Genomic DNA, 22,968 nt, shown 5'->3' on the forward strand with positions numbered 1-22,968 from the left:
CCTTCAGCATACGGAGCTTGAACTCCATGCTGTAATTTTTACGTTCTCTTAACTTGTTTGACATGTTACACACGTTCTTTTAATTGTTAATTACGTGTGAAGTAAATCTGTATCATGTCACTTCTATGTCGGCACATTAAAAATGTAATTATTTTGAAATAATATGCAGCGTTTATCGTTTTATAAGCATCTAAGCTTATATAGTCATAAAAACAAGTTAGACATGAAGCCATTGATTTTATCTTTTTTTGCAGTTTTATTAGGATACTCATTCTTTTTCGATAAAGATGATGAAATAAAATTGCGTAATGTTGACCAGATATCGTTGGAATCTAATTCTACGATGCCTGAGAGGGGTGATTCTGTCACTTTGTATGCGAAAAGGCTCCCTAATACTCCGGAATATATTTTACGAATCGCAAAACCGGAGGATTATCTCTTTACGAAGTAAAATTTTCGTGTTAAAATATTTGTTTATTTGACGAATATTGCTATGTTTGTGCCCATGTAACTTTTAATGCGTGGGATATGGATTTGAAATCTACTCAATATATAGAAAAAACAGGAAGTGTCGCAAAGGCATTCCTGTTTCTTTTTCTTCTCTTTCTATCAAGCATATATAATCTGTTTAAGTTTGCCAGCCTTGAAAATGAGGAGGTAGAAGTATCAGATATGGTGCTACCTTCTAAGACTTCCGGTGATGTCGAGTATATAGAACAAGATGACTTATCTGCAAACTGTAAATTCCTAATCGATAGAACTACTCACTGGTTGGGCTGAGTAAGCCCTTATCTGATCCGTGCGAGTGCATAGAAGGATAAGGGGGACTTATTTTAGATAATTAAACGATTTTCTCCAATAGATTGTATTCCGGTATATCTTCGAGGAAAGCATACGTCTGTTTCTCATAGTCAATTTTGCAACAAAAATGACGGATGCCGTTGCTTACGGTTAAGTATTTTACGTGTAAGACCATGTTATAACGTACGATTTGATCGAATACTGCGCTTGTTATCTCGATGTGTGGAGCTTTATATTCAATAATCATTAGAGGTGCTAGAAACCGATTGTATGCAACGGTATCGCATCGTTTGGATGTTCCGTTTAGTTTTACCGCTACTTCATTCGCTAAAAGTTCTTGAGGATAGCTTTTTTCCGTGACCAAATAGTTCACGAAATGTTGTCGTACCCATTCCTCTGGCGTTAATGCGACAAATTTTCGGCGTACAGGATCCCAAATAGAAGGCTTTCCTGCTTTCTCCGTAACTTTGACTGAGAATTTTGGTAGATTTAATGGGAGCATTTGCTATATTTGCTATTTATATTCTAAACTAAAATGCACCTCAAAGGTAGTTATTTATGAGAACAAAACAAGAAATCGTAGAAAATTGGCTGCCTCGTTATACCGAGCGAAAGCTAGAAGACTTCACTAAGCACATATTACTCACTAACTTTACTAAATATGTCGAGATATTTGCGGATCATTTTAATGTCCCGATTTTGGGATTGAAAAGTTCGATGCCCAATGCCTCGGCAGAAGGGATTACCATTATCAATTTTGGGATGGGAAGTGCGAACGCTGCTACAATCATGGATTTATTATCAGCAGTCATGCCCAAAGCGGTGCTTTTCCTCGGTAAATGTGGAGGATTAAAAAGAGCGAATGTATTAGGGGATTATGTATTGCCAATAGCGGCGATCCGAGGTGAGGGAACGTCGAATGAGTATTTACCACCTGAGGTACCTTCATTGCCCGCTTTTTCAATGCTTCGTGCTATTTCTTCCGCCATACGTGATCATGGAAAAGATTATTGGACAGGTACGATTTACACGACAAATCGCAGGGTTTGGGAATACGATAATGATTTCAAGGAATATCTTCGTAGTACGCATGCCACTGGTATCGATATGGAAACCGCAACCTTGCTTACTGCCGGTTTCGCTAACCAAATACCTACGGGTGCATTGTTGATGATATCGGATAAACCGATGGAAGAAGATGGTATAAAAACAGAAGCGAGTGACCGGAAAGTAACTCAACAATTTGTAGGAGAACAGGTAATGTTGGGAATTGAAGCTCTTCAACAGATTTTGGATGGTAAGAAAACCATCCGTCATATCCGTTTTAGTTGGTAATAGCGAAACCTCATAATTTATGGCAAAAAAAGAAATTACTTTCGAGGAGATTTGTAGGGATATAACAGCAAGGAAGTTTCAGCCTGTTTATGTGTTAATGGGCGAAGAGCCTTTCTTCATCGATCAAATAACAGATTTGTTATTAAAAAGCGTATTAGAGGAATCTGAGAGAGATTTCAATCAGATTATTCTATACGGCGCAGATACAGATGCTATTTCTATTATCAATGCGGCACGTCGTTTTCCGATGATGTCCGAATATCAATTGATCGTTGTTCGAGAGGCTCAATTAGTGAGAGATATAGAGTTGCTGAGCAGTTATGTGAAGAATCCTTTGTCATCAACTATTTTGGTCATAAATTACAAATATAAGACTTTAGATCGCCGTCGTGCGTTAGCGGCCGCAACCGATAAAAACGGTATTTTATATGAGTCAAAAAAGATCCCGGATTATAAAATGCCGAGTTTTATCACCTCTTTGATGCAACAGCGTTCTATCGGTATCGATCCAAAAGCCGCTCAAATGCTCTCAGATTTCCTTGGAAACGATTTAAACCGTCTCAATAAGGAATTAGATAAGCTGGCAATTATCTTGGCTGAAAAGGCCTCAAAACGCATCACACCGGAATTGATCGAGCAAAATATAGGGATTAGTAAAGAATACAATAACTTTGAGCTGATAAAGGCACTTGCCATGAAGGATATATTAAAGGCTAACCGGATCGCTCAGTATTTTGAGAAAAACCCTAAAAGTAATCCGATACAGATGACACTTCCTGTATTATTTAACTATTTCTCAAACTTGCTGATTTGTTATTATTCAAAGGATCGATCGGAATCAGGATTGATGACCGCACTTGGTTTACGGGGAACTTATCAAGTAAAGGACTATCTTTTGGGGATGAAAAATTATCCAGCGATGAAAGTTTTTAATTTGATCAGCGATATCCGAACAACTGACGCAAGATCTAAGGGAGTGGAAAACTCTTCAGCGACAGATGCAGATTTACTAAAAGAATTACTTTACAAAATTTTACATTAAACAGAAATCATAGACTTAGTGCAGGCAAAAGGGCCTTTTTTCCTAGAATGATGAAAAAGTCAAACTGGAAAAAGAGGCCTTTTTGTTTATTTATCAATTAATTACGCATATTTTATCTCTCTGAGATTTTAAAATTTATTCAATCACGTACCTTCTTCCTCAAAAATTCCAAGAAATCCATACTTAAAGTTATAATCGGTATAGCCATAGATTGCCTTCATTATCCGTTAAAGGAAAAATAGACAAGTTGGCAGTAAAATAAATAGAGTAAAATTATATTGTATACGAATGTAACCGAGAAATGGATGTTTACAATCATATATACAATAAAAGTATTTGAGTAGATTACAAATGTTGGTGGTTTTTGTAATCATTATATAGACGTTACAAATGTGTCATGTTTACATTACTAATATAAATCATGGATTACTATATATTTCTTTATCCACGTAAGATTTGCTATAAATTATAAATAACCAGTTTTTTATATAGAAATATTGATTGTTTACATTAACTAAACATGTTTTTTCGTCTACAAACGTATAAAAACCCCCTAACTATACATCATATGTATTATTATATTTACATATAAATCAGATATATATGCTATTTTTCTAAAGTTTTTCTAAATACTCTATACCTCCTTCTTGAACACGGTTTACAGTTCTACCCATCACATATGTATCGGTGCGACACATATGTGTCAATTTAGTTTTATAAAAATAAATTGCACAAATGGAAATATTGGTTTATCTTTGTATCCGGTTTACTTTATGGACATTTATCTTAGTAAACGGTCATAATGGCAGTATTCTAGTAAGAATTTAAGATATGTATGAATATGAGAGATCGTATTTTAAAAATAATGGAACGTGAAGGACTTACCCCTTCTAAATTTGCCGAATCGATCGGTATACAGCGTTCGGCAATGTCACATATTATATCTGGGAGAAATAATCCGAGTTTGGATGTTCTGCTAAAAATACTGGAACGGTTCACTTATGTTGATTCTGACTGGCTATTGTTTGGCAAAGGCGAAATGATCCGAGAACATGTGTTAACTGAACCTAATTTGTTTACAAATATGCTTGAAAATCGTCCCAATGTACAAGTTGTTGCCGAAAATCGCAAGGAAATTGGGGTTGAGACACCTGTAAACATCCAGAAACAACCTGTTGTAGAGCAAGTTATATGCCAAGAAAAGCCTTCTAAAAATGTTAGTAAAATAATGATATTTTACTCCGACAATACGTTTGATACTTTCGTCCCTGAAAAAAACAAGAAAGACTAAGGTAAACTGTTCGGTATATACGTTATATTCATGTATCTTTGCGGATAAATTGAGTAATCGTGTATATGAAGAAGTACATCTTAGACATGAAGGTGACTGAAAACTGTCACCTTCATAAAAATTATTGCCTGCTAAAGTTAACCTCGGATGGGAATCTTCCAGAGATGCTTCCCGGACAATTTGTAGAGGTTCATGTAGAAAACTCTCCTACAACATTCTTACGTCGTCCGATTTCCGTCAACTATGTAGATAAGTCTAAAAATGAGTTGTGGTTATTGATTCAACTTGTTGGTGATGGCACGAGAAAAATGGCAGAATTCCGTCCCGGTGATATTGTAAACATAATGCTACCACTGGGTAATAGTTTTACAATTCCTTCCAAGGAACAGGAGAACAAAAGACTTTTGCTGATTGGTGGTGGTGTTGGAACCGCTCCGATGTTATATCTAGGAGCTTGTTTAAAAGAAGCCGGTTTTGAGCCTACTTTTCTACTTGGGGCTCGTTCTAAGGATGATGTATTGCAATTAGATGAATTCCAGAGATTTGGTAAGGTTTATATCACAACCGAAGATGGTTCGCTAGGCGAGAAAGGGTATGTGACTAACCATACGATCCTTAAAGAGGTTCGATTTGACCAGATTTATACTTGTGGTCCTAAACCAATGATGGTGGCGGTAGCGAAATACGCAGGTGCGGAAGCTATTTCTTGCGAGGTTTCTCTTGAGAACACGATGGCTTGTGGCATAGGTGCTTGTTTGTGCTGCGTAGAGAAAAACAAGGAAGGTCATAATGTGTGTGTATGTACAGAAGGTCCCGTATTTAATATTGAGAAATTGTCATGGCTGAATTAAATGTAAACATTGGGAATTTACCGTTGAAAAATCCGGTAATGACAGCATCCGGCACGTTCGGATATGGTATAGAATATGCTGATTTCATGGATATTTCACGTTTGGGGGGTATTTTCGTGAAAGGTACCACTATCCAACCTCGTGAAGGTAATGATTATCCAAGAATGGCGGAGACTCCTTCCGGAATGTTGAATGCTGTGGGGCTTCAGAATAAGGGCGCCGATTATTTCGCTGAGCATATTTATCCGGAGATCAAGGACATCGATACGAATATGATCGTAAACGTGAGTGGGTCTTCGGTTGAAACGTATGTCGAGTGTGCGGAAAAGATCGCAGAGTTAGATAGGATTCCCGCTATCGAACTGAACATTTCTTGTCCGAACGTAAAGCAAGGTGGTATGGCTTTCGGCGTTACTACGTGTGGTGCAGGAGAGGTTGTTAAGGCTGTTCGTAGGGTTTATCCAAAGACACTTATTGTAAAACTTTCTCCTAATGTAACTGATATTACGGAGATCGCTAAAGCTGTTGAAGCGGAGGGTGCGGATTCTGTTTCGTTAATTAATACGATGCTTGGAATGGCCATCGACGCAGAGAAACGTAAACCTATATTATCTACAATAACTGGAGGTCTTTCCGGGCCTTGCGTAAAACCTGTAGCTCTACGTATGGTATGGCAAACGTATCATGCGGTAAAGATTCCAATTATAGGTTTGGGAGGTATTTCAAATTGGAAAGATGCCGTGGAGTTCATGTTAGCTGGGGCTAGTGCTATCCAGATCGGAACTTATAACTTTGTAGATCCAACTGTTTCTATCAAGGTTATTGATGGATTGAATGACTATTGTGACCGACATGGTTTTAAATCAGTAAAAGAGTTGATCGGAGCATTGGATATTCAGAGATAATCTAAGTTCATTTATAGACTTTATTTTCATTTTTTCAATAATAAAAAAGGATGTGTTCGCTTACGCAAAAAGAACACATCCTTTCTTTTTATTATGAAAAATTATTCGATCTCTAATACGGCCGGACAATGATCAGAATGTACGGCATCGTTTAATATATAAGCGGCTTTAACTTTCGGCTTCATATTGTCGCTAACCATACAATAATCAATACGCCATCCTTTATTTTTAGATCTGGAATTGAAGCGATAACTCCACCATGTATATTCTTGCTTATCCGGATTCAAGAAGCGAAATGTATCCGTAAAACCTGCGGATAAGAAGCGAGTCATCCATTCCCGTTCTTCCGGAAGGAAACCACTGTTCTTTGCGTTCCTGATCGGATCATGAATATCTATCGGCTCGTGGCAAATGTTGTAATCGCCACAGAGAATTAAGTTCGGACGGGATTTCTGTAACTCAACGACATATTTCTGGAAATCTTCTAACCATATCATCTTAAAATCCTGCCGTTCATCCCCACTAGTCCCGGAAGGATGATAGACACTTACGATCGATACATCCCCGAAATCCGCACGGAGGAAACGTCCCTCATTATCATACTTCTCGATCCCCATTCCATACTCGATATGATCCGGTTCCTGTTTCGTAAGAATGGCCACGCCACTATATCCCTTCTTTTGGGCACTAAACAAATAAGACTTATATCCTAAAGTCTCGAATGTTTCCGACGGAAACTGGTCTGGTTGTAACTTTGTCTCTTGGATACATAACACGTCTGGCTGTTCTTGAGCCAACCATTCGGGCAAGCCTTTACCTACGGCAGCCCTTAATCCATTTGTATTGTACGTTATTATTTTCAATTTTTCTAAGTTTAGAGGTGAATGACTTTTATTCTGTCTCAAAGATACAACTTTTGACGATTTTACATTGTTTTCATTCCATAATCGGTACATAGAAATTTTCTATATTTGTATAACTTAGAATGAATGACAGACTATGCTGGAACATTTGAACGATATTTTAGAGAATACTCAGATAACGGCCTCGACCGCCGCCGTACGATTAGCTATCAGCTTCGTGCTTGGCGCTATTATCGGTGTAGAAAGACAATTTCGCCGCAGGGACGCTGGTATGCGAACCTTTACCTTGATCTGTATGGGATCTGCCGCCGCCATGTTGATATCTATCTGGATACCACAAACCTATCCGAATTTCTTGAATGGAGATCCGGGGCGTATCGCCGCCCAAGTCCTTACAGGTATTGGTTTCTTGGGAGCAGGAGCTATTATTCAAAGTCATGGAAGCGTGCATGGACTCACTACGGCGGCTTGTATTTGGGTAATGGCTGTAGTAGGTTTGGCCGCTGGTGCCGGTATGTTCTTGGCCGCTTCTATCACTACGGCATTTACCTTGTTCGTATTGGTTTCTTTAGAAAGGCTGGAGCGACGTATGTATTTGGATGGTGTTAATAAAATACTTACGATAAATTGCTCAACCTCGACTCCCGATCTTAAAGGTATCCGGAAAATCTTGGAAAATAGGAGCATATTTATCGTAAGTCTTTCTTATGAGCATAATTACGACAAGAATACATCGACAATTACCTATAAAGTCAATGTGAAATCCAAGTCCTCTTACAGTGAGTTATTCACTGAGATTCGAAAACTTGGTTACATTTCACAAATACGTCTTCTAGCTTGACAATGCCGTTTATTCAAGTTCACCCTTTAGCATATGCCCGGCGATACGAGCCGCTTCCTCAACGTATTTACCGCAAGGACGTTTGGCATAATACTGTTGTGTGCGTGCGGAAGGAGCGGGATTCGTCGATGTCTCTTCCGGAGGAAGAAGGCTACGGCAAATGATCGTCCCATGTTTCTCCTTGAATAAAGCCGCCATTTTTTGTACCATGCCATAGTTGCGGGCACGCGCCTCTTGATCTAGCGGATCAAATACCGGATACTTAAATCCGGCTAACATCGCCATTGCGTTTACGGTACCACAAACCTCACGCATGCGTCCGACACCTCCTCCAAAAGATACAGACATCTTTTTCGCCAGTTCTAAATCCAACTCGAAGACATCCGAATAAGCGAGGAATACAGATTGAGCGCAATTATATCCGGACTCGAAGTTGTGGACCGCTTGGTTCACACACTCCTCTATATCAAAGGATTTCATAGTCAACACAAGCTCTGTCCGCCTTTACCGGGCCAATAATTCCTTTAGCGACCGCTACATGTTCCGGATGATTAGCGTACGTATTTACATCTTCCAAGGTAGGCAATTCAGTAGTTAAAATAATATCCCAAGTCTCCGCCGGATTACAATTAAAATCTACACGGATCATTTTCAATACGTCTATCTTATTGATTAAGGCTTCCAGTTTATCCTTAATTTCTTGCATTTTGGCTTGCTTCTCAGCCGGAGTTTGAAACTCCCTCAACTTAAACATTACAATATGTCTGATCATAATCGCTATACGTTAATTATATATATTACATCTGTTCATCCAAATACGAATCCTTGTATCCAAGGAAATATAAGATACCATCGAGGCCAATCGTAGAGATAGATTGCTTGGCGGTCGCCTTAACCTTTGGTTTGGCATGGAAGGCGATACCTAGACCGGCGATACTAATCATCGGCAAGTCGTTCGCCCCGTCGCCAACCGCTACGGTCTGGCGAATATCTACGTTTTCCACTTGTGCGATTAGGCGTAATAACTCCGCTTTCCGCTTCCCATCTACGATATCACCCACATGATTACCCGTTAGCTTGCCATTCTCGATCTCAAGCTCGTTGGCGTATACATAGTCGATATTATATTTTTGTTTAAGGAAATTACCGAAATAAGTGAAACCTCCGGAAAGGATAGCGATCTTGAAGCCCACCTTTTTCAAGATACGCATCAAACGGTCTACACCTTCTGTGATCGGTAGATTCTCGGCGATCTCCTGCATCACGGATACGTCCAACCCCTTTAATAAGGCACAACGCTGGCGGAAGCTCTCGCAGAAATCGATCTCTCCACGCATGGCTGCCTCTGTAATCGCTTTTACTTGATCGCCAACTCCGGCACGTATCGCCAACTCGTCGATAACCTCCGTCTCTATCAAGGTAGAGTCCATATCGAAACAAATCAGACGGCGCATACGGCGATACATGCTATCCTCTTGGAAAGAGATATCCATCTCAAGCTCCGTGGAAAGTTTCATGAACTCCGCTTTCATGCACTCCTTGTTTTTCGGAGTACCACGTACGGAAAACTCCACGCTCGCCTTGGGAGTACGGGCATTCTCGTCCAACGGGATACGTCCCGTGAGCCGCTTGATATCATCAATATTCATATCTTGCTCCGCTACGATCCGGGAAACACCCGCGATTTGCTTGGCCGTAAGCTTACGGCTTAATATCGTGATGATATACCGGTTCTTGCCCTGCATACCTACCCATTTACTATATTCTTGCTCTGTAATGGGATTGAAACGGATATTGACGTCTAATTCGTAACTCTTGAACAGTAGTTCTTTCAATATATCGCCGGAATTTCCTTCCGTGCTTTGAAACAAGATACCCAATGATAAATGGTTATGGATATCCGCTTGACCGATATCGAGGATAACAGCGTTGTTCTTGGCTAGAATCTCCGTAAGAGCCGCCGTTACACCCGGACGATCCGCTCCATTGATATTTATCAGTATTATTTCGTCGTTTTGTGCCATATTTGTCATTCTATTAGGCAAAAGTACGTAAGAATTATCGAAAAAGAGTATATTATATTAAACATTTTTGCTTATATTTGTTTTATCGTATTAACGACAAAATGTTTAATGAGAACCTGGCAACCTTAAAAAGTCCTGACCGGCAGGCGAAATGTATGAGAATCCAATTTGAAATCAAGGAAAAGTTGCCCGACATTATTTCTGAAATACTTCATTCAGATAAGTGGCTGACTTTAGTGAGAGATGAGAATCATGGATTGCGACGTGTGACGATTAAAGATCCCTACTTTGATTCAGAAGCATGCGTCGATATCTGGGAGCATGAGATTCATGTAACGACAGCTTGGTCTAACTACACCTATCGAATCTATCAAAAAGGTAATTCTGTTTGGTGCGAATACATTGGCGCTTATAGAGGATTGCTGGAACAAAACCTTTTGCCGACGATGACTCCGAAAGAAAATATTCTGGATTCGGAAGTATTGAACAGTTCTTTGTTTGGTGACAGAAAGGAGACCTTGAGAAATTACAGCGCGGAAAACCTTAAGCTGAAGAATTTTAGGCGGGATAATTTCGCCGCGGAATATCAACTGGCTTCTCCGCAAGACCATCCTAAGATCGTATATGATGAGTTTATTAAAGAAGGGGTTCCAATTCCCCCTCCTGAAGATAGAAAAGAAAAGTCCGGTAATTAATACCGGACTTTTTTTATTTGAGGATCATCGCATGATACCCGAATCCTCGTCACTATTCCAAAGTTTCTTATTGGCCTCCTTGAACTTACGGCCGAAGTCAAAATTCCAAGAGAAGGTTAGCATCAACATTCGGCTGAAGTCGTTCGCGTACATGTTCGTACGGCTGGGAGCGTAAGCGTTCCGATTTTCCTCTACCCGTTTGTACTGGCTGGAGAAAGGCATCATCAATCCGGCTCCAACGGCGAATTTACCTTGATTGTACCGGAACATAAACATATGGATATTCTCGCCACCATGCAATAATTCGCCGACAAACGTATTATAGCTACTTTGTATCTGGAACATAGCCATGAATTTCTTGTACATAGCCATGACGGAAGCCCGGTAATACCAATTGTTATAGGTATGCGAATAACTATTTCCTTCGCTGATATAACGATTGACTCCACCTGCCACGGATAGGCTTATGATCCGCTTGATGATAGGGCCGACACGTAATGTCAAGTCACCGCTTAGTTTCTGCCATCCTTTTTGGTTATCGGTAATGCGAATGAACTTATTATTTTCTCGTATCACTTCCTCCATGATCCGGTCCGGGCTATTACTGTAATAAAAGTTTAAGTCTCCGGTGAATATTCCTTTTTTATATAGATAATTGGCTTGCATGTCATAACTCTTATAGGGTTTCAGATAAGGATTTCCCCGGCGTATCTGTAGCGTATCGATATATTGCTCGATGGCGCTTAGTTCCGATAGGCTAGGTGAGACATTATTTACGCTACCGTTTACCCGGAAATACATATTATCCGTAAAGTTATATTGTAAGGATACCTTTGGGCGGAACGTATAATATTGATAATCTTCCTCATCTTCTTGCTTGAACCATGAGCGGGAGACACCTATTCCGGCGGTATAATTCAACTTCTTGACACGTCCGCTGAATTCCGTATAGAGATACGTCTCCGACTGTTTCATCTTGGTTCGTCCTCCAACCGTTCCGCTGTAGGTGTTATCCGTCCACGATTGGGTGTGTTTCAATCCTCCTCCCAATCGACCGGCCTCGAATTGCCGTTCGTAGATTCCCTCGCCGATGATGGAATATTTGTCTCCATCCACGTTCGACAAGATATCCGATAAGAGGATATCGTTTTTCCATTCTTGATACATTTGGTTTGCGTTCGTATGTATGTACGTACCTACCATATTAAGTATCAATGTCTGCTTATGTGGTAAGGAGCGTTGGTAATAAAGGTCGAGGGAAGGACGTTTGGTAGAGTTGCTATTTGGATTCCAAGCGTATGTCTTATCCTCGGGATGATTGTTGGTATACAGGTTCTTGCCGCCACCTTTATCCTCGTCTGATAAGAAATAGCGTAGCGTGGCATTGAAATAATAATGGTCGTTATCTACCAGATTATAATTAAGAGAGAGGTTATGAGCGGTCTCGGACATTCCTCTTGGCAGACCTTCCGAGGTACGTTCCATCGTCTCCCCATTCTCAAAGCGGAAGGTCTCGACTCCTTCCGTCCAGATATGATACGGATTCCGGTAACGGACGGCGTATTGCAATCCGAACTCTGATTTCTTATGATTGAACTTCACCGATACTTGATCGTCTCCAAAAGAGGTGGTCGGCGAATTACTAAGATCCAGATTGACAGAACCTCCGCTAGTTTCCCTCCGGACAATGTAGTCGAGTACGACAGAGGCGTTACCGTAACGTAAGCCCGGATTATCATGATATTCTACCCGGATTACCTCCTGTGGCGATAAGCCCCGGATATCGGATAGCTCCACCTTGATACCGTTGATGCAGAATTGAATAGTCCCTTCATTCGGTAGCGATACGCTATTCCGGATCGGGTCTACTTCCAAACGAGGAAGCATCAAGGCGTTCAATAGATTGATGCCATTGCTGGAAGCCGCTTTTTGCTCAGAGGTAGGGAACGCGATCTTACGGTCCGCCGTATTACGGATAGCGGAAGCGTTGACCGTGACTTCATCTAAGGATATAGAGGAGGATGCCAATGAGATCGTACCGAGATCTATAGGCTGGGAAAGTCCCAGCACGGAGACTACCGAAGTCTTGTAACCTATGGAGGAAACAGATACTTGATAATCTCCGGCCTTGACTTTCTCGATCCGGAAAAGTCCTTTACTATCCGTCGTCGTCCCTGTGATGAATGCGGAATCGGCTGTTTGAAGCGTGATATTCGCGAACTCAAGAGGAGACTTGTCGGATAGATCGATGACTTTCCCCCGGATCTGTAATTGTTGTGCCCGAATACCCCAAGAAAAGGATATAAAAAGGGCTGCCATAATGATTTGTTTCATTATAGTACGATTTAATGATTAAGAAATAATGTATGTATGTGCTTGTTACTTAGTCCAAATCTCTTCTCCGTTCAGACGGATCTTCTGGATATTGTTGATACGGATATGCAACGTGAGATTTTTATCTTGCCCGGCGTCCCTCGCCCCGCTAACCAATAATAGAGAATCGTGGCGGCTGACTTCCGGCAAATACCGTTTCTTTCCCTCGTAATAGAGCAGCGACCGGTCTTTTGCTTCCAATATTTGTGCCCGAGGAAATTCGGAGGCAGTTCTTGTGTCGACCTTTATGTTTTCCGCTTTCAACTCCGGATTATCTATCTGGATAATCTGAAACTTTTGCGTGAAACCTGTAAGGCATTTTTCCGACGTAAACTGGGCAGCGCCGAAAGTGAGGGCTGGAACGATATATAATGTCCCTATCAAGGCGATAAATACGCGATTACTTTTTTTCATGATTGTCTTTATTTAATGGTAGATATATATAATGTATAGGCTTTCGTAAGCTCGTCGATACCTACATCTAGCAGGTGCATCTCCTTGAAGACGGCGGGAAGTACCTCTTCCACGAACTGGTTATGGCGCATCTCACGGATTTTTTGCTCGGCGTCGGAAGCAACGAAGTAGCCGATCCCACGCTTGTTGTAAATAATCTCATTCGCTTGCAGACGTTCGAAGGAACGCATGACCGTGTTCGGATTTACCTCCATCTCTACTGCCAGTTCCCGTACGGACGGGATACGGCTATCGGCTTTGTAATTACCACTCAATACCCGGTCGCAAATCCGCTCGGCTATCTGGATAAATATGGATTGATTCGTATTGTAGTTCATCTTAGTTCCTTTTCTTTAAGTTTTAGATAAGCGACGTATAAGACCACGAGGGTAGCGATGAGAAATGCGGGTGTAAAGGCAAAGCTTAGCCAATACACGGCGGTATAAAGCGGGGAAGCCTCGTAATAAAATCTATCCATGTCTGGCTGGATATTCAAGGCGTTTATGCATAGATAGAGAATTCCTATGATAGAGGCTGCTATCAATATATATCCGCCACAAGCGATTCCTAAGGCATACTTCCGGAACGTGACATAAGAGAGAAACATCAAGGAGCCGGCAAACGCCAGCATGGTGAAATCTTGCAAGGTCATGATAATGTCCTTGAATGCTACAGGCTGTATATGAATGAGCATTGAGGCTATTCCCGTCCCAGTCCAGAACGTGACTTGGTATGTTAAGAATACCACGATGCCTTCGATTAGGATAGCGGCATATTTCTCTTGGTTGCTCGCGGGAAGCGTTAAGAACAATCCTCTAGGGCGGTGTATCATTAAGTTTACGTAGCTACAGAAAGCGATAAAAGTTCCTAATGATCCCAATACATATAATGTAAAGGTACGGAATCTCGTATCCCATAAAATGGAGGATAACAGGAAAAAGAAGAGGACTCCGAGGATGACCAACACCCCATAAGCTAATTTCTTCTTATTCTCTATCCAATCTTTGCGAAGTAAAAGATTGATGCGTTGTATACTGAAATCTGTTTTCATAACTATGTGTATTTAGGAGTTCATGATTCTTTGGATCTCTTTGGGATACGTTATCGCCGCGTTAAAGAGCAACTCTAAGGATACGGCTGTCTCTTCCTTGTCCTCCCGTGCGGTGACGCCTATTGTCCCTTGCGGGGTAGGCTCGGAATAAAGAGCTTTCTCTTCCGGCAGGAGTGGTCCGAAATAAAGTTTCTCGCCGATCTCGTTCAACGTCTTATTCAATAGGATTTGCCTTTGGTCTAAGATCAATACCGTGTCGATCAAGCTTTCCAGATCCCTGACCTGATGCGTGGAGATAATAACCGTCTGATTGTCATCTATCAAAGAGGCTACCAGTCTGCGGAATGTCGCTTTCGAGGGAATGTCCAGCCCATTTGTAGGCTCATCCATTAGAAGCAGGGGCGTATGAGCGGCCAGTGCCAAGGTTATCGCCACCTTTTTCCGTTGTCCTTGAGACATTTTCGACAGGCGATCGGATAGATTGATCTCAAACGATTCTACGCAAGCCTTGCAGATATCGTCTCTAAATGTCGGATAAAAAGCCGCGTACATCTTTATATATTCTATGGCGGTGACCTCAGGCATGGAGATTTCCTCCGGCAATAAGAAGATCTGTTGCAAGAAACGAGCGTTTCTCTCGGAAGGAATTTCCTCCAATACGAGGCAAGAGCCTTGATCCGGAAAGATCTGTCCGCTTAGAAGGTTTAGAAGCGTAGTCTTTCCTTCACCGTTCTTTCCCAATAAGCCACAGATGTGTCCCGATCCAACCTCAAGATTGATACGATCAAGTACCTCTTTTTTGCGGCTATAGCTGAATGAGAGTTCTTTTAATGTAATCATATGTTTTGCTGCTTTAGTGTATTAGTTTAATAGTACACTGCAAATGTAGTGGAAGTTTTTGAATAAACAAGAGGGAAGGGTATTTTTTTCCTTTTATTTTTCAAGATGGCAGTACAAGGTGATTAAAGGGAATCTCTTAATGCTATTAGCCTCTTTTCCAAGAAGGATTAGCGGTTTGCTCTTGAAGCATTGCTAATTTTTCAGTTGGTGCATGATCATCTAACGGCTGTTGGAAGATCATGCACCAACTGTTAGATGATTATGCAACAGTTGTTGGATAATCTATACTTAAAGATGAAATCGCTAAGGATTCCCTGTTATCGGTCTAAAGGTAGGGGAGCGGGAAGCTAATGATTCTTGATGATTTTGCGGTTCTCTCGGGGAGAAAAAGGTACTCTACTTCTAAATTTATGTTGCAAAACAGTTAATTTTTTATCGATGTGTGCGCTAAAACATATAAAAAAGCTTGCTAATTTGCAGAAAATCGCTATATAATTTGGTGGAAAGAAGTATTTGGTTTTATATTTGCACCCGTTAAAGACAAGTAAGTGTCTCTTTAGCGAAAGAAACATGCTTGTTTACGATCCTGAAAATCAGGAGTCGGGAGTTTGTCCCCCGGGAGATTCCCCCGATTAAGTTTAACGTAAAATTGAAAATATGAAGGTAAGAGCTTATGTTCTCATCGCATCGGTAGCGTTATTAGGAATGTCTGCCGGTTCGAAAAAGGCGAAACTTACCGAGGGTGTGAACCCCGGTGATCTAGCTCCGAGAATAGAGTTTTTGGGAAACGACGCTAAAGCCAGTTTCCACAACCAATTAGGACGTTATACATTGCTCAACTTTTGGGCGGCTTACGATGCGGAATCGCGGGCTCGTAACGTGCAATTGGCGAATGAGGTTAACAAGTTTGGTCCGGACAAAATCGCGATGTGTTCGATCTCTATGGATGAGAAAGAATCTATTTTTACCGAGACGGTAAAGATTGACAAGTTGGATCTGTCAACGCAATTTCACGAAGGACTGGGTAAAGAGTCAGAGTTGTACAAGAAGTATGATTTAAGAAAAGGTTTCAAGAACTTCTTGATTAACGACGAAGGAGTGATAATCGCCGCCAACGTCACCCCGGAAAAACTGACCGAGATTCTGAAAGTAATTTAATCAGTATTATTTAGCAAAGAGGGCTGTTCCACTTCAAGATGGGACAGCCTTTTTTTATCGATTCACGAGTTTTCGTTTCGAGAAGATGAAATATCATGTATAGTCTGAGAAGGAAATGTACGCTTTCTTTTTAAGTCCGTGTTTATTATTAACTCTTTTTGATTTATTAACCCTAATGGATAGGGTGATTGAGAAGGTCCTCTGTCTTTACTGTAAATGAACAACTAACATCCTATAAATAATGAGATCTATACTTTTCTTTATTTGTTTGATCTTTACCTTTGAGGGACAGGCGCAAGAGGTAGAAAAATCCCATATGTGGAAAGTAGAACTCTCCGGTGCCTTGAATAATAATTCAGCATGGGAGGTAGAGCCATCTGTTACTTATCTACCGATTCCTTATGTGGGAATTACTATGGGGTTGCTTTTCTGTAATACGATTGAGAAAGATAGTTATACGGGGTTTTCAAGAGATAATCAGTGGTTCTGGAATTCAGATGAGAGTAATCCGGGCTGTCATTTCTTTGCGTTACGTCCGGCCATCCAGTTAGTAACTCCCGCTTTTAAATTCGGGAAAGACAAGGATACGGGACTCTCTTTGGTCGTTTCACCCGGATTAACCATTCCTTTGCCTGTCAATCAAGAGTTTAATATAAGCTATGTTCCAAACACTCCCGGGATATGGATACCTCAAAAATTCGATCATATAAAGAACAAGGGAGGTAAATCGTTATTTTATCATATTAAAAGTATGTTGAGCCTCGATATAGACCAGCGGTATATATTCTCTTTGGGGTATATATTCTCGAATTTTGATTTATATAGTGGAGGGCGAAACTTCGTTGTAGAGGGAAAAAGGCTTAGTATGCCCCGGATTCGTTTTATGCATTCGTTCTTTCTAAGTATTGGATATCGCTTTTAAATCGTTTCATACATTGTCTTTCTCGTTTAGCCCAAAAAGGGAGAGCCTTAAAACAGCTCTCCCTTTTGCATAAGCTTATATATAATAATGTATAGGATTTATCGAATGGCTTCCACTTCTTCCGTACGCAAAGGGATCTTCTTTCCTAATAGACGAGCGCCGTTCTCGGTAATCAGATAGTCTTCCTCGTTACGTATGCCACTGAAATCCTTATATGTAAACAACTTCTCGTAATTGATGAATTCGGTGAACTTGTTCTGGCCTCTCCATAAATCCATTAATTCAGGGATGAAGTATACACCCGGCTCGATGGTCAAGACAAAACCCGGTTCCAGCTTACGTCCCAAGCGCAACGACTTACGTCCGAATTCCGTACTCTTCGGCTGTCCGTCATAACCAACGTATACCTCTCCCAGATTCTCCATATCATGTACATCCAATCCCATCATATGGCCTAAGCCACAAGGCATAAACATGGCGTGAGCACCGGCTTTTACGGCCTCCATCGGATCTCCTTTCACGAAACCAAGGTCCTTTAAACCCTCCATGATCACTTTACAAGACAACTCATATACATCCACGAAAGGAATACCCGGGCGCAAAGCCGCTACGGCAGCCTCATGGGCGGCTACTTGAATATCATAGATGTCTTTTTGACGGGTCGTGAATTTTGAGTCGGCCGGGATGGTGGACGACATATCTCCGGCATATCCCATCTCAGTCTCGGCACCGGCGTCCAATAACAGCATATCACCGCTCTTAATCATATGACTATGATCATGGTTGTGCAAAGTCTGCCCATTGATCGTGGCGATGATAGGGAAGGAGAGCTGGTAATTGTTGGCGAAAGCTACTTCCGCAACGGCAGCCGCTACATCCGACTCCCGGATTCCCGGACGTACGGTACGCATGGCAGTCAGGTGCATATCGGCGGTTACGATACAGGCTTTCTCGATCTCGGCGATTTCTTCCTCGCTCTTATAATTCCGTTGGTTTACGACACCCATGATGAAAGGTACGGAAGGTTTCTCCGCACCGGGTACGATACCCAACCATTGGAATAACTTGATCTGGTGTTCCGCACGATACGTCGGCAGATAATGGATTGGCTGGCCTTTTTGCTGGGCATTCTTCAAGTATGTCTCGATCTCCTTGAAAGGACGGACCTCCTTGATACCTGCGGCCTCGCTCTTCTCTTTTAGGGTGGGCTGCGTACCCATCCATACAATCGCGTCTATAGTCAACTCATCGCCAAAGATGATCTCCTTATCGTTATCGATATCGATGATAGCGGATAACCCGGCGTATGGCAATCCGAAGAAATACAAGAAGGTAGAGTCTTGACGGAAGTGATACGTATTATCGGCGTAGTTCATCCCACTCTCGTCGTTTCCAAGGAATAGCAACAAACCGGAACCTATGGTTTGTTTCAGCTTAGCCCGGCGGGCCATATAAGTTTCTTTACTGAACATAAGGATTATTTTTTGTTAGTGTACCAAAGATAGTAATTAATGTAATATACTAGGCCGACATTCGAAATTATTTCTTACATTAGCCCATGTAAAATGTAACCTCTGGTACCTTATGAAGATTCAAAGAATTCAAGAGCTTACTGATGCCTCCATCGTCTGTGGCTCAGAGAAACGGGAGAACGATGTGCAGTGCGCTTTTGCCAGCGATCTGATGAGTGACGTGCTTACGCTGGATTGTGGCGATGTGCTGTTGGTGACAGGACTTTGTAATTTGCAAACGATCCGTACCGCGGAGATGGCGGAAGTTTCTTATATACTTTTCGTGCGGGGGAAGAAAGTAACCCCGGATATGCTGGAGCTGGCTCGTGAGAACAATATGGTTCTTCTGGAGACAGATCATTCTATGTATCATACGGTCGGAGAGCTTTATAGCGCGGGGCTCCTTCCTATATATTAAGAAAGGAGGTCGTGAGATATGCTATTTAAGTTTGAGTTGGAGGGCGGTAATTTCTCGAAGGCGGGTTATGCGTCTAGCCAGATAAAGAAGGTCTTGAAGCAATTGGCTATCGATCCCCGGATCATTAAGCGGGTGGTCGTGGCGCTTTATGAGGCGGAGGTGAATATCGTGGCTCACGCTTGGAGAGGAACGGTTGTCGCTGAATTGGACGCTGATAAAATATCTTTGGAACTGAAGGATGAAGGGCCCGGAATCCCGGATATATCGCTAGCTATGCGTGAAGGGTATTCGACGGCATCCGAGGCCGTGCGTGAGATGGGATTTGGTGCCGGAATGGGACTTCCAAATATGAAGAAGAACGTAGATGAATTAACGATCGAGAGCCAAGTAGACGTAGGTACCACGGTACGTATGGTCACATGGTTTAATAAAGAAGGAGCGTAGACCATGGAGGAAGCTAATTTTTATCATGCCTTGAAGATTGACAATGACCGCTGTATAGGCTGTACGCATTGCATGAAAGAGTGCCCTACGGGAGCGATCCGTATCCGGGATGGTAAGGCTTTGATCCATAAGGATTGGTGCGTGGATTGCGGCGAGTGCTTGAAATCGTGCCCGACAGAGGCTATCTATGTGGAGCAGGATGACTTCCAGCGTATATTTGATTATAAATGCAGGGTAGCGTTGATGCCCACGGTATTTATCGGGCAGTTCTCAAAGTACACGACCGAGAAGGAAATTATCAGCGCCGTTATGGAACTGGGCTTTACCCATGTTTTCCAAGTAGAGTTTACCGCCGATATGATCCATAAGGAAATGGTACGGCAGATGGAAAACGCCGAGGAAAAACCGGTGATCAGTTCTTTTTGCCCCGCTATCGTCCGGTTGATACAAGTCCGTTTCCCTGCGCTGGTGGATAATATCTTATTGGTGAAAGCGCCGGTAAACGCCTCGGCCACTTATTATCATAAGATATTGGAAGGGCAAGGTGTTCCCTCGGAAGAGATCGGTATCTTTTATGTTACGCCTTGCGCGGCGAAAATCGCGGCGTTGAAGGGAGCGGAAGGTTATTCATCTACGATCAAAGGCGTGATAAATATGGATACCCTATATAATAAGGTATACCATATTCTTAAGAATCGCCCGAGAGGATACGAGCCGGAATGTGAGCTTCCTCCGCCATTAACGAAAAAAGAGATGCGATGGAGCCAGACAGGAGGGGAGGCCAAACATTTCTCCGGTCGTTGCCTCGCGATCGATGAGATCCATAATGTGATCGATTTCTTGGAACGAATGGAAACGACCAGCGAGGTACGTAACGTAGACTTTCTGGAACTGAGGGCTTGCGACCGTAGCTGTGCCGGAGGTGTATTAGCCGTAGCGAACCGTTTCCTCACGGCCGAGCGTATCATGAAGCGATCCATGAACCGGGATAAAGTACCGATGATATACGCCGCCGATAATTTCGAGGCTTTATCCTATTTGAGGCAGCATATTACGATCCGTCCGGTGCAACCGAATCCCAAACGGTTGTACGATGGAACGATCGATGAGATGCTGAAGAAAATGGAGCAAGTGCGGAAATTGATGTGTTACCTACCGGGAATCGATTGTGGCGCTTGCGGTAGCCCGAACTGTCAAAGCTTGGCCGAGGATATCGTACGCCACGAGGCTCAATTCAGTGATTGCGTATTTATGCAACGTAATATGGAGAAGCACGGTAAACTAGACCAAGAGCATGCCTTCCGTATCGTTGAGAAGACATGGGGGAAAGATCGTTTAAATAAGGATTGTTATAAGAAAGGAGCTAAATATGAAGGTTTGTGATTTAGTGAAGATGTTGAATCTTACTGTATTTTGTGGAGAAGAGGGCCTTGATACAGAGATAACCGGAGGCTATACGAGCGATTTATTAAGTGATGTCATGGGACATATCGAGGAGGGTATGCTATGGATTACCATGCAAACCCATCAGAATATACTGGCCGTGGCTACTTTAAAAGACGCCTCCGCTGTATTGATCGTGAACGGAACCTCTCCGGATGATGAGACCTTACAAAAAGGTAGGGAAGAGGCTGTCCCTCTTTTAGGAACTACACGCTCTGCGTTCGAGGCTTCCGGTATGATTTACCGCTTATTACAGAATGAGAATGGATGAAACAGTATTTAGCTGATTTACATATCCATACTTGCCTGTCGCCATGTGGCAGTCTGGAAATGAGCCCGTCGGAGATCATACGTTGTTCCTTAGCGAAAGGTCTGGACGCTATCGCTATCACGGATCATAATACGACCTTACAATGCCCGGAGATTCAATCCCTTGGCGAGAGATTCGGACTAAGGGTCTTTGCGGGCGTAGAAGTTACGACCCGTGAGGAAGCGCATTGTCTGGTTTATTTCCCGACCGATGAATCCCGTAAGCGATTCCAACGATATTTAGAAGAGCATCTCCCTCCAATTCCAAATGATCCGGAACGTTTTGGCGATCAAGTTTGGGTGAATGCGGAGAATGAGATTCTAGGAGAAGTGCCCTATCTTTTGCTCTCCGCCTTGGATCAAAGCGTAAACCAAATAGCCGCTCAAGCACGTAAGGTGGACGCTCTATTTGTAGCCGCCCATGTAGAACGTCCGTCATTCAGCTTGATCAGTCAATTAGGTTTTATAGACCCCTGCTTATCTTTAGATGCTATTGAATATAATAATCAGCAAAGATACAGTAAGTTATTGTCTATTCACGGGTATTTGAAAGAGCAGACTCAATACTCAGCCTCGGATGCTCATTGCCCCGAACAAATAGGTACTCAGCCCTCCATTTGGCAAACGGAGGAATTAACCTTCGATGGCTTACGAAAGGCTTTTGATCAAAAAGACAATCACTTAATTTTCGCCTCTCATGGATAATCTCTCGTTTCATATCACGGATATAACCGCTAATAGTATCAGAGCAAAAGCTTCTGACATAGAGATAGATATACAGATAAAGGACACATCCATATGTATTCGTATCGCGGATAATGGCTGTGGTATGGATCCGGAAACAGTCTCTCTGATCCGTAATCCGTTTTATACGACTCGCACGACACGAAAAGTGGGTCTAGGCTTACCTTTCTTGATACAAAACGCGGAGCAAACAGGCGGGAATGTGGAAATATCTTCCATACAGGGAAAAGGTACGGTAGTTGTTGCTTGTTTTGTCTCATCTCATATTGATTGTCCGCCTTGGGGAGATTTGGCGGGTACAATGGCTATGCTTATAGGCAGTAATCCAGACATAAACATTCATTTCTCATATCATTCAGATCTGGTTTCATTTGATATCAGTACGCGAGAGCTTAAAGAAATCCTAGAGGACATGCCATTAAGTCATCCGAAAGTCATGCTTTATTTGAAGGAGTTAATAGCGAATCAAATAGTCGCGTCAAGCTGAATTAATCTTTTCATATAGGTGATCTGATCTTTTCACAGCTGTGATACGATCTTTTCACATCCATGAAACAAACGTTTCACAGCCGTGAAAAGATCTGTGTCTTTACTCAAAGCAGCTACAAGCTTTGCTTGAATGCACTAATATATCCTTATCTTGCTATTAATTTT

28 protein-coding genes are annotated in these 22,968 nt (G+C 42.1%); 17 read left to right on the top strand and 11 right to left on the bottom strand.

Translation table 11 applies throughout. From position 1 onward, the window contains the following. Positions 1–223 precede the first annotated feature (223 nt). Together NBH16_RS21105 and NBH16_RS21110 are read left to right on the top strand one after the other, a co-directional pair. Positions 224–451 carry a hypothetical protein gene (locus NBH16_RS21105; protein WP_010182987.1) on the top strand — a complete coding sequence of 76 codons (228 nt, stop codon included), beginning with the start codon at positions 224–226 and terminating at the stop codon, positions 449–451. A 77-nt stretch (positions 452–528) separates the two neighbouring features. After that, positions 529–780, top strand: coding sequence for a hypothetical protein (locus NBH16_RS21110; RefSeq protein ID WP_005862263.1), 252 nt, complete (start codon positions 529–531; stop codon positions 778–780). A gap of 61 nt (positions 781–841) precedes the next feature. On the opposite strand, the gene NBH16_RS21115 is transcribed toward NBH16_RS21110, so the two are convergent. After that, complete coding sequence (locus NBH16_RS21115; protein ID WP_057318762.1) at positions 842–1,303, bottom strand: type I restriction enzyme HsdR N-terminal domain-containing protein; 462 nt, start codon at positions 1,301–1,303, stop codon at positions 842–844. Between the two features lie 56 nt (positions 1,304–1,359). On the opposite strand from NBH16_RS21115, the gene NBH16_RS21120 reads away from it, so the two are divergent. The 5 genes from NBH16_RS21120 to NBH16_RS21140 all read left to right on the top strand — a co-directional run bounded on the left by NBH16_RS21120 (position 1,360) and on the right by NBH16_RS21140 (position 6,225). Next, a complete protein-coding gene (locus NBH16_RS21120; RefSeq protein ID WP_044546993.1) occupies positions 1,360–2,136 on the top strand; it encodes an AMP nucleosidase in 777 nt (258 codons plus the stop codon). A 19-nt stretch (positions 2,137–2,155) separates the two neighbouring features. Continuing rightward, positions 2,156–3,178, top strand: a complete 1,023-nt coding sequence (holA, locus tag NBH16_RS21125) for a DNA polymerase III subunit delta (protein ID WP_005856906.1) — start codon at positions 2,156–2,158, stop codon at positions 3,176–3,178. Between the two features lie 841 nt (positions 3,179–4,019). Continuing rightward, on the top strand, positions 4,020–4,469 hold the full coding sequence (locus tag NBH16_RS21130; protein WP_005856911.1) for a helix-turn-helix domain-containing protein: 450 nt from the start codon (positions 4,020–4,022) through the stop codon (positions 4,467–4,469). A gap of 65 nt (positions 4,470–4,534) precedes the next feature. Next, positions 4,535–5,320, top strand: coding sequence for a dihydroorotate dehydrogenase electron transfer subunit (locus NBH16_RS21135; protein ID WP_005856914.1), 786 nt, complete (start codon positions 4,535–4,537; stop codon positions 5,318–5,320). Further along, a complete protein-coding gene (locus NBH16_RS21140; RefSeq protein WP_005862273.1) occupies positions 5,308–6,225 on the top strand; it encodes a dihydroorotate dehydrogenase in 918 nt (305 codons plus the stop codon). Before NBH16_RS21135 ends, NBH16_RS21140 begins: the two co-directional genes overlap by 13 nt. A gap of 101 nt (positions 6,226–6,326) precedes the next feature. Here NBH16_RS21140 and NBH16_RS21145 read toward each other — a convergent pair whose 3' ends face one another. Next, positions 6,327–7,088: an exodeoxyribonuclease III gene (locus tag NBH16_RS21145; RefSeq protein ID WP_036628709.1), complete on the bottom strand. Its 762-nt coding sequence runs from the start codon at positions 7,086–7,088 to the stop codon at positions 6,327–6,329. 136 nt (positions 7,089–7,224) lie between these two features. On the opposite strand from NBH16_RS21145, the gene NBH16_RS21150 reads away from it, so the two are divergent. Then, positions 7,225–7,929, top strand: coding sequence for an MgtC/SapB family protein (locus NBH16_RS21150; RefSeq protein WP_005856919.1), 705 nt, complete (start codon positions 7,225–7,227; stop codon positions 7,927–7,929). A 9-nt stretch (positions 7,930–7,938) separates the two neighbouring features. Here NBH16_RS21150 and NBH16_RS21155 read toward each other — a convergent pair whose 3' ends face one another. From NBH16_RS21155 to serB, 3 genes are read right to left on the bottom strand one after another with little or no spacing between them, the layout of a single operon-like run. Next, on the bottom strand, positions 7,939–8,409 hold the full coding sequence (locus NBH16_RS21155; protein WP_005862279.1) for a C-GCAxxG-C-C family protein: 471 nt from the start codon (positions 8,407–8,409) through the stop codon (positions 7,939–7,941). Next, positions 8,396–8,701: a Dabb family protein gene (locus NBH16_RS21160; protein ID WP_005862281.1), complete on the bottom strand. Its 306-nt coding sequence runs from the start codon at positions 8,699–8,701 to the stop codon at positions 8,396–8,398. The genes NBH16_RS21155 and NBH16_RS21160 overlap by 14 nt, the downstream gene beginning before the upstream one ends. 25 nt (positions 8,702–8,726) lie before the next feature. After that, positions 8,727–9,953, bottom strand: coding sequence for a phosphoserine phosphatase SerB (gene serB, locus NBH16_RS21165; RefSeq protein ID WP_005856925.1), 1,227 nt, complete (start codon positions 9,951–9,953; stop codon positions 8,727–8,729). Positions 9,954–10,054: 101 nt separating this feature from the next. Here serB and NBH16_RS21170 point away from each other — a divergent pair, with 101 nt between their 5' ends. Next, positions 10,055–10,648, top strand: coding sequence for a hypothetical protein (locus NBH16_RS21170; RefSeq protein WP_005862283.1), 594 nt, complete (start codon positions 10,055–10,057; stop codon positions 10,646–10,648). Positions 10,649–10,672: 24 nt separating this feature from the next. Here the strand turns inward: NBH16_RS21170 and NBH16_RS21175 are convergent, their stop codons facing one another. The 5 genes from NBH16_RS21175 to NBH16_RS21195 are packed head-to-tail and all read right to left on the bottom strand — an operon-like array spanning position 10,673 to position 15,365. Next, the gene (locus tag NBH16_RS21175) at positions 10,673–12,982 is read right to left on the bottom strand and encodes an outer membrane beta-barrel protein (protein WP_250789034.1); all 2,310 of its coding nucleotides are present in this window, start codon (positions 12,980–12,982) and stop codon (positions 10,673–10,675) included. Between the two features lie 45 nt (positions 12,983–13,027). Next, positions 13,028–13,435, bottom strand: coding sequence for a hypothetical protein (locus tag NBH16_RS21180; protein WP_250789035.1), 408 nt, complete (start codon positions 13,433–13,435; stop codon positions 13,028–13,030). An 8-nt stretch (positions 13,436–13,443) separates the two neighbouring features. Beyond that, positions 13,444–13,812, bottom strand: coding sequence for a GntR family transcriptional regulator (locus tag NBH16_RS21185; protein WP_048927301.1), 369 nt, complete (start codon positions 13,810–13,812; stop codon positions 13,444–13,446). Next, entirely contained in the window at positions 13,809–14,525 is a 717-nt protein-coding gene (locus NBH16_RS21190; RefSeq protein ID WP_250789036.1) for a hypothetical protein, read from the bottom strand. The genes NBH16_RS21185 and NBH16_RS21190 overlap by 4 nt, the downstream gene beginning before the upstream one ends. A 12-nt stretch (positions 14,526–14,537) precedes the next feature. Continuing rightward, complete coding sequence (locus NBH16_RS21195) at positions 14,538–15,365, bottom strand: ABC transporter ATP-binding protein (protein WP_005856937.1); 828 nt, start codon at positions 15,363–15,365, stop codon at positions 14,538–14,540. A gap of 657 nt (positions 15,366–16,022) precedes the next feature. On the opposite strand from NBH16_RS21195, the gene NBH16_RS21200 reads away from it, so the two are divergent. Both NBH16_RS21200 and NBH16_RS21205 read left to right on the top strand, forming a co-directional pair. Continuing rightward, positions 16,023–16,523, top strand: coding sequence for a thioredoxin family protein (locus tag NBH16_RS21200; RefSeq protein ID WP_195602914.1), 501 nt, complete (start codon positions 16,023–16,025; stop codon positions 16,521–16,523). 241 nt (positions 16,524–16,764) lie between these two features. Beyond that, complete coding sequence (locus NBH16_RS21205) at positions 16,765–17,445, top strand: hypothetical protein (protein WP_250789037.1); 681 nt, start codon at positions 16,765–16,767, stop codon at positions 17,443–17,445. Positions 17,446–17,543: 98 nt separating this feature from the next. Here the strand turns inward: NBH16_RS21205 and NBH16_RS21210 are convergent, their stop codons facing one another. After that, the gene (locus NBH16_RS21210) at positions 17,544–18,917 is read right to left on the bottom strand and encodes an aminopeptidase P family protein (RefSeq protein WP_005856943.1); all 1,374 of its coding nucleotides are present in this window, start codon (positions 18,915–18,917) and stop codon (positions 17,544–17,546) included. A 112-nt stretch (positions 18,918–19,029) separates the two neighbouring features. Between NBH16_RS21210 and NBH16_RS21215 the strand changes: the two genes are divergently transcribed. From NBH16_RS21215 to NBH16_RS21240, 6 genes are read left to right on the top strand one after another with little or no spacing between them, the layout of a single operon-like run. Next, entirely contained in the window at positions 19,030–19,374 is a 345-nt protein-coding gene (locus NBH16_RS21215) for a hypothetical protein (protein WP_005856945.1), read from the top strand. Positions 19,375–19,392: 18 nt separating this feature from the next. After that, positions 19,393–19,818, top strand: a complete 426-nt coding sequence (locus NBH16_RS21220; protein WP_005856948.1) for an ATP-binding protein — start codon at positions 19,393–19,395, stop codon at positions 19,816–19,818. Positions 19,819–19,821: 3 nt separating this feature from the next. Beyond that, a complete protein-coding gene (locus tag NBH16_RS21225) occupies positions 19,822–21,201 on the top strand; it encodes a [Fe-Fe] hydrogenase large subunit C-terminal domain-containing protein (protein WP_005856950.1) in 1,380 nt (459 codons plus the stop codon). Then, positions 21,188–21,532 (top strand): DRTGG domain-containing protein, encoded by a 345-nt coding sequence (locus tag NBH16_RS21230; RefSeq protein ID WP_005856952.1) that lies wholly within the window; start codon positions 21,188–21,190, stop codon positions 21,530–21,532. Before NBH16_RS21225 ends, NBH16_RS21230 begins: the two co-directional genes overlap by 14 nt. Beyond that, the gene (locus NBH16_RS21235) at positions 21,529–22,275 is read left to right on the top strand and encodes a PHP domain-containing protein (RefSeq protein WP_250789038.1); all 747 of its coding nucleotides are present in this window, start codon (positions 21,529–21,531) and stop codon (positions 22,273–22,275) included. Before NBH16_RS21230 ends, NBH16_RS21235 begins: the two co-directional genes overlap by 4 nt. After that, positions 22,268–22,801, top strand: coding sequence for an ATP-binding protein (locus tag NBH16_RS21240; protein WP_005862300.1), 534 nt, complete (start codon positions 22,268–22,270; stop codon positions 22,799–22,801). The genes NBH16_RS21235 and NBH16_RS21240 overlap by 8 nt, the downstream gene beginning before the upstream one ends. Positions 22,802–22,968: the final 167 nt, after the last annotated feature.

This window comes from Parabacteroides sp. Y3-G-102 (assembly GCF_023656845.1).
GTDB lineage: Bacteria > Bacteroidota > Bacteroidia > Bacteroidales > Tannerellaceae > Parabacteroides > Parabacteroides distasonis.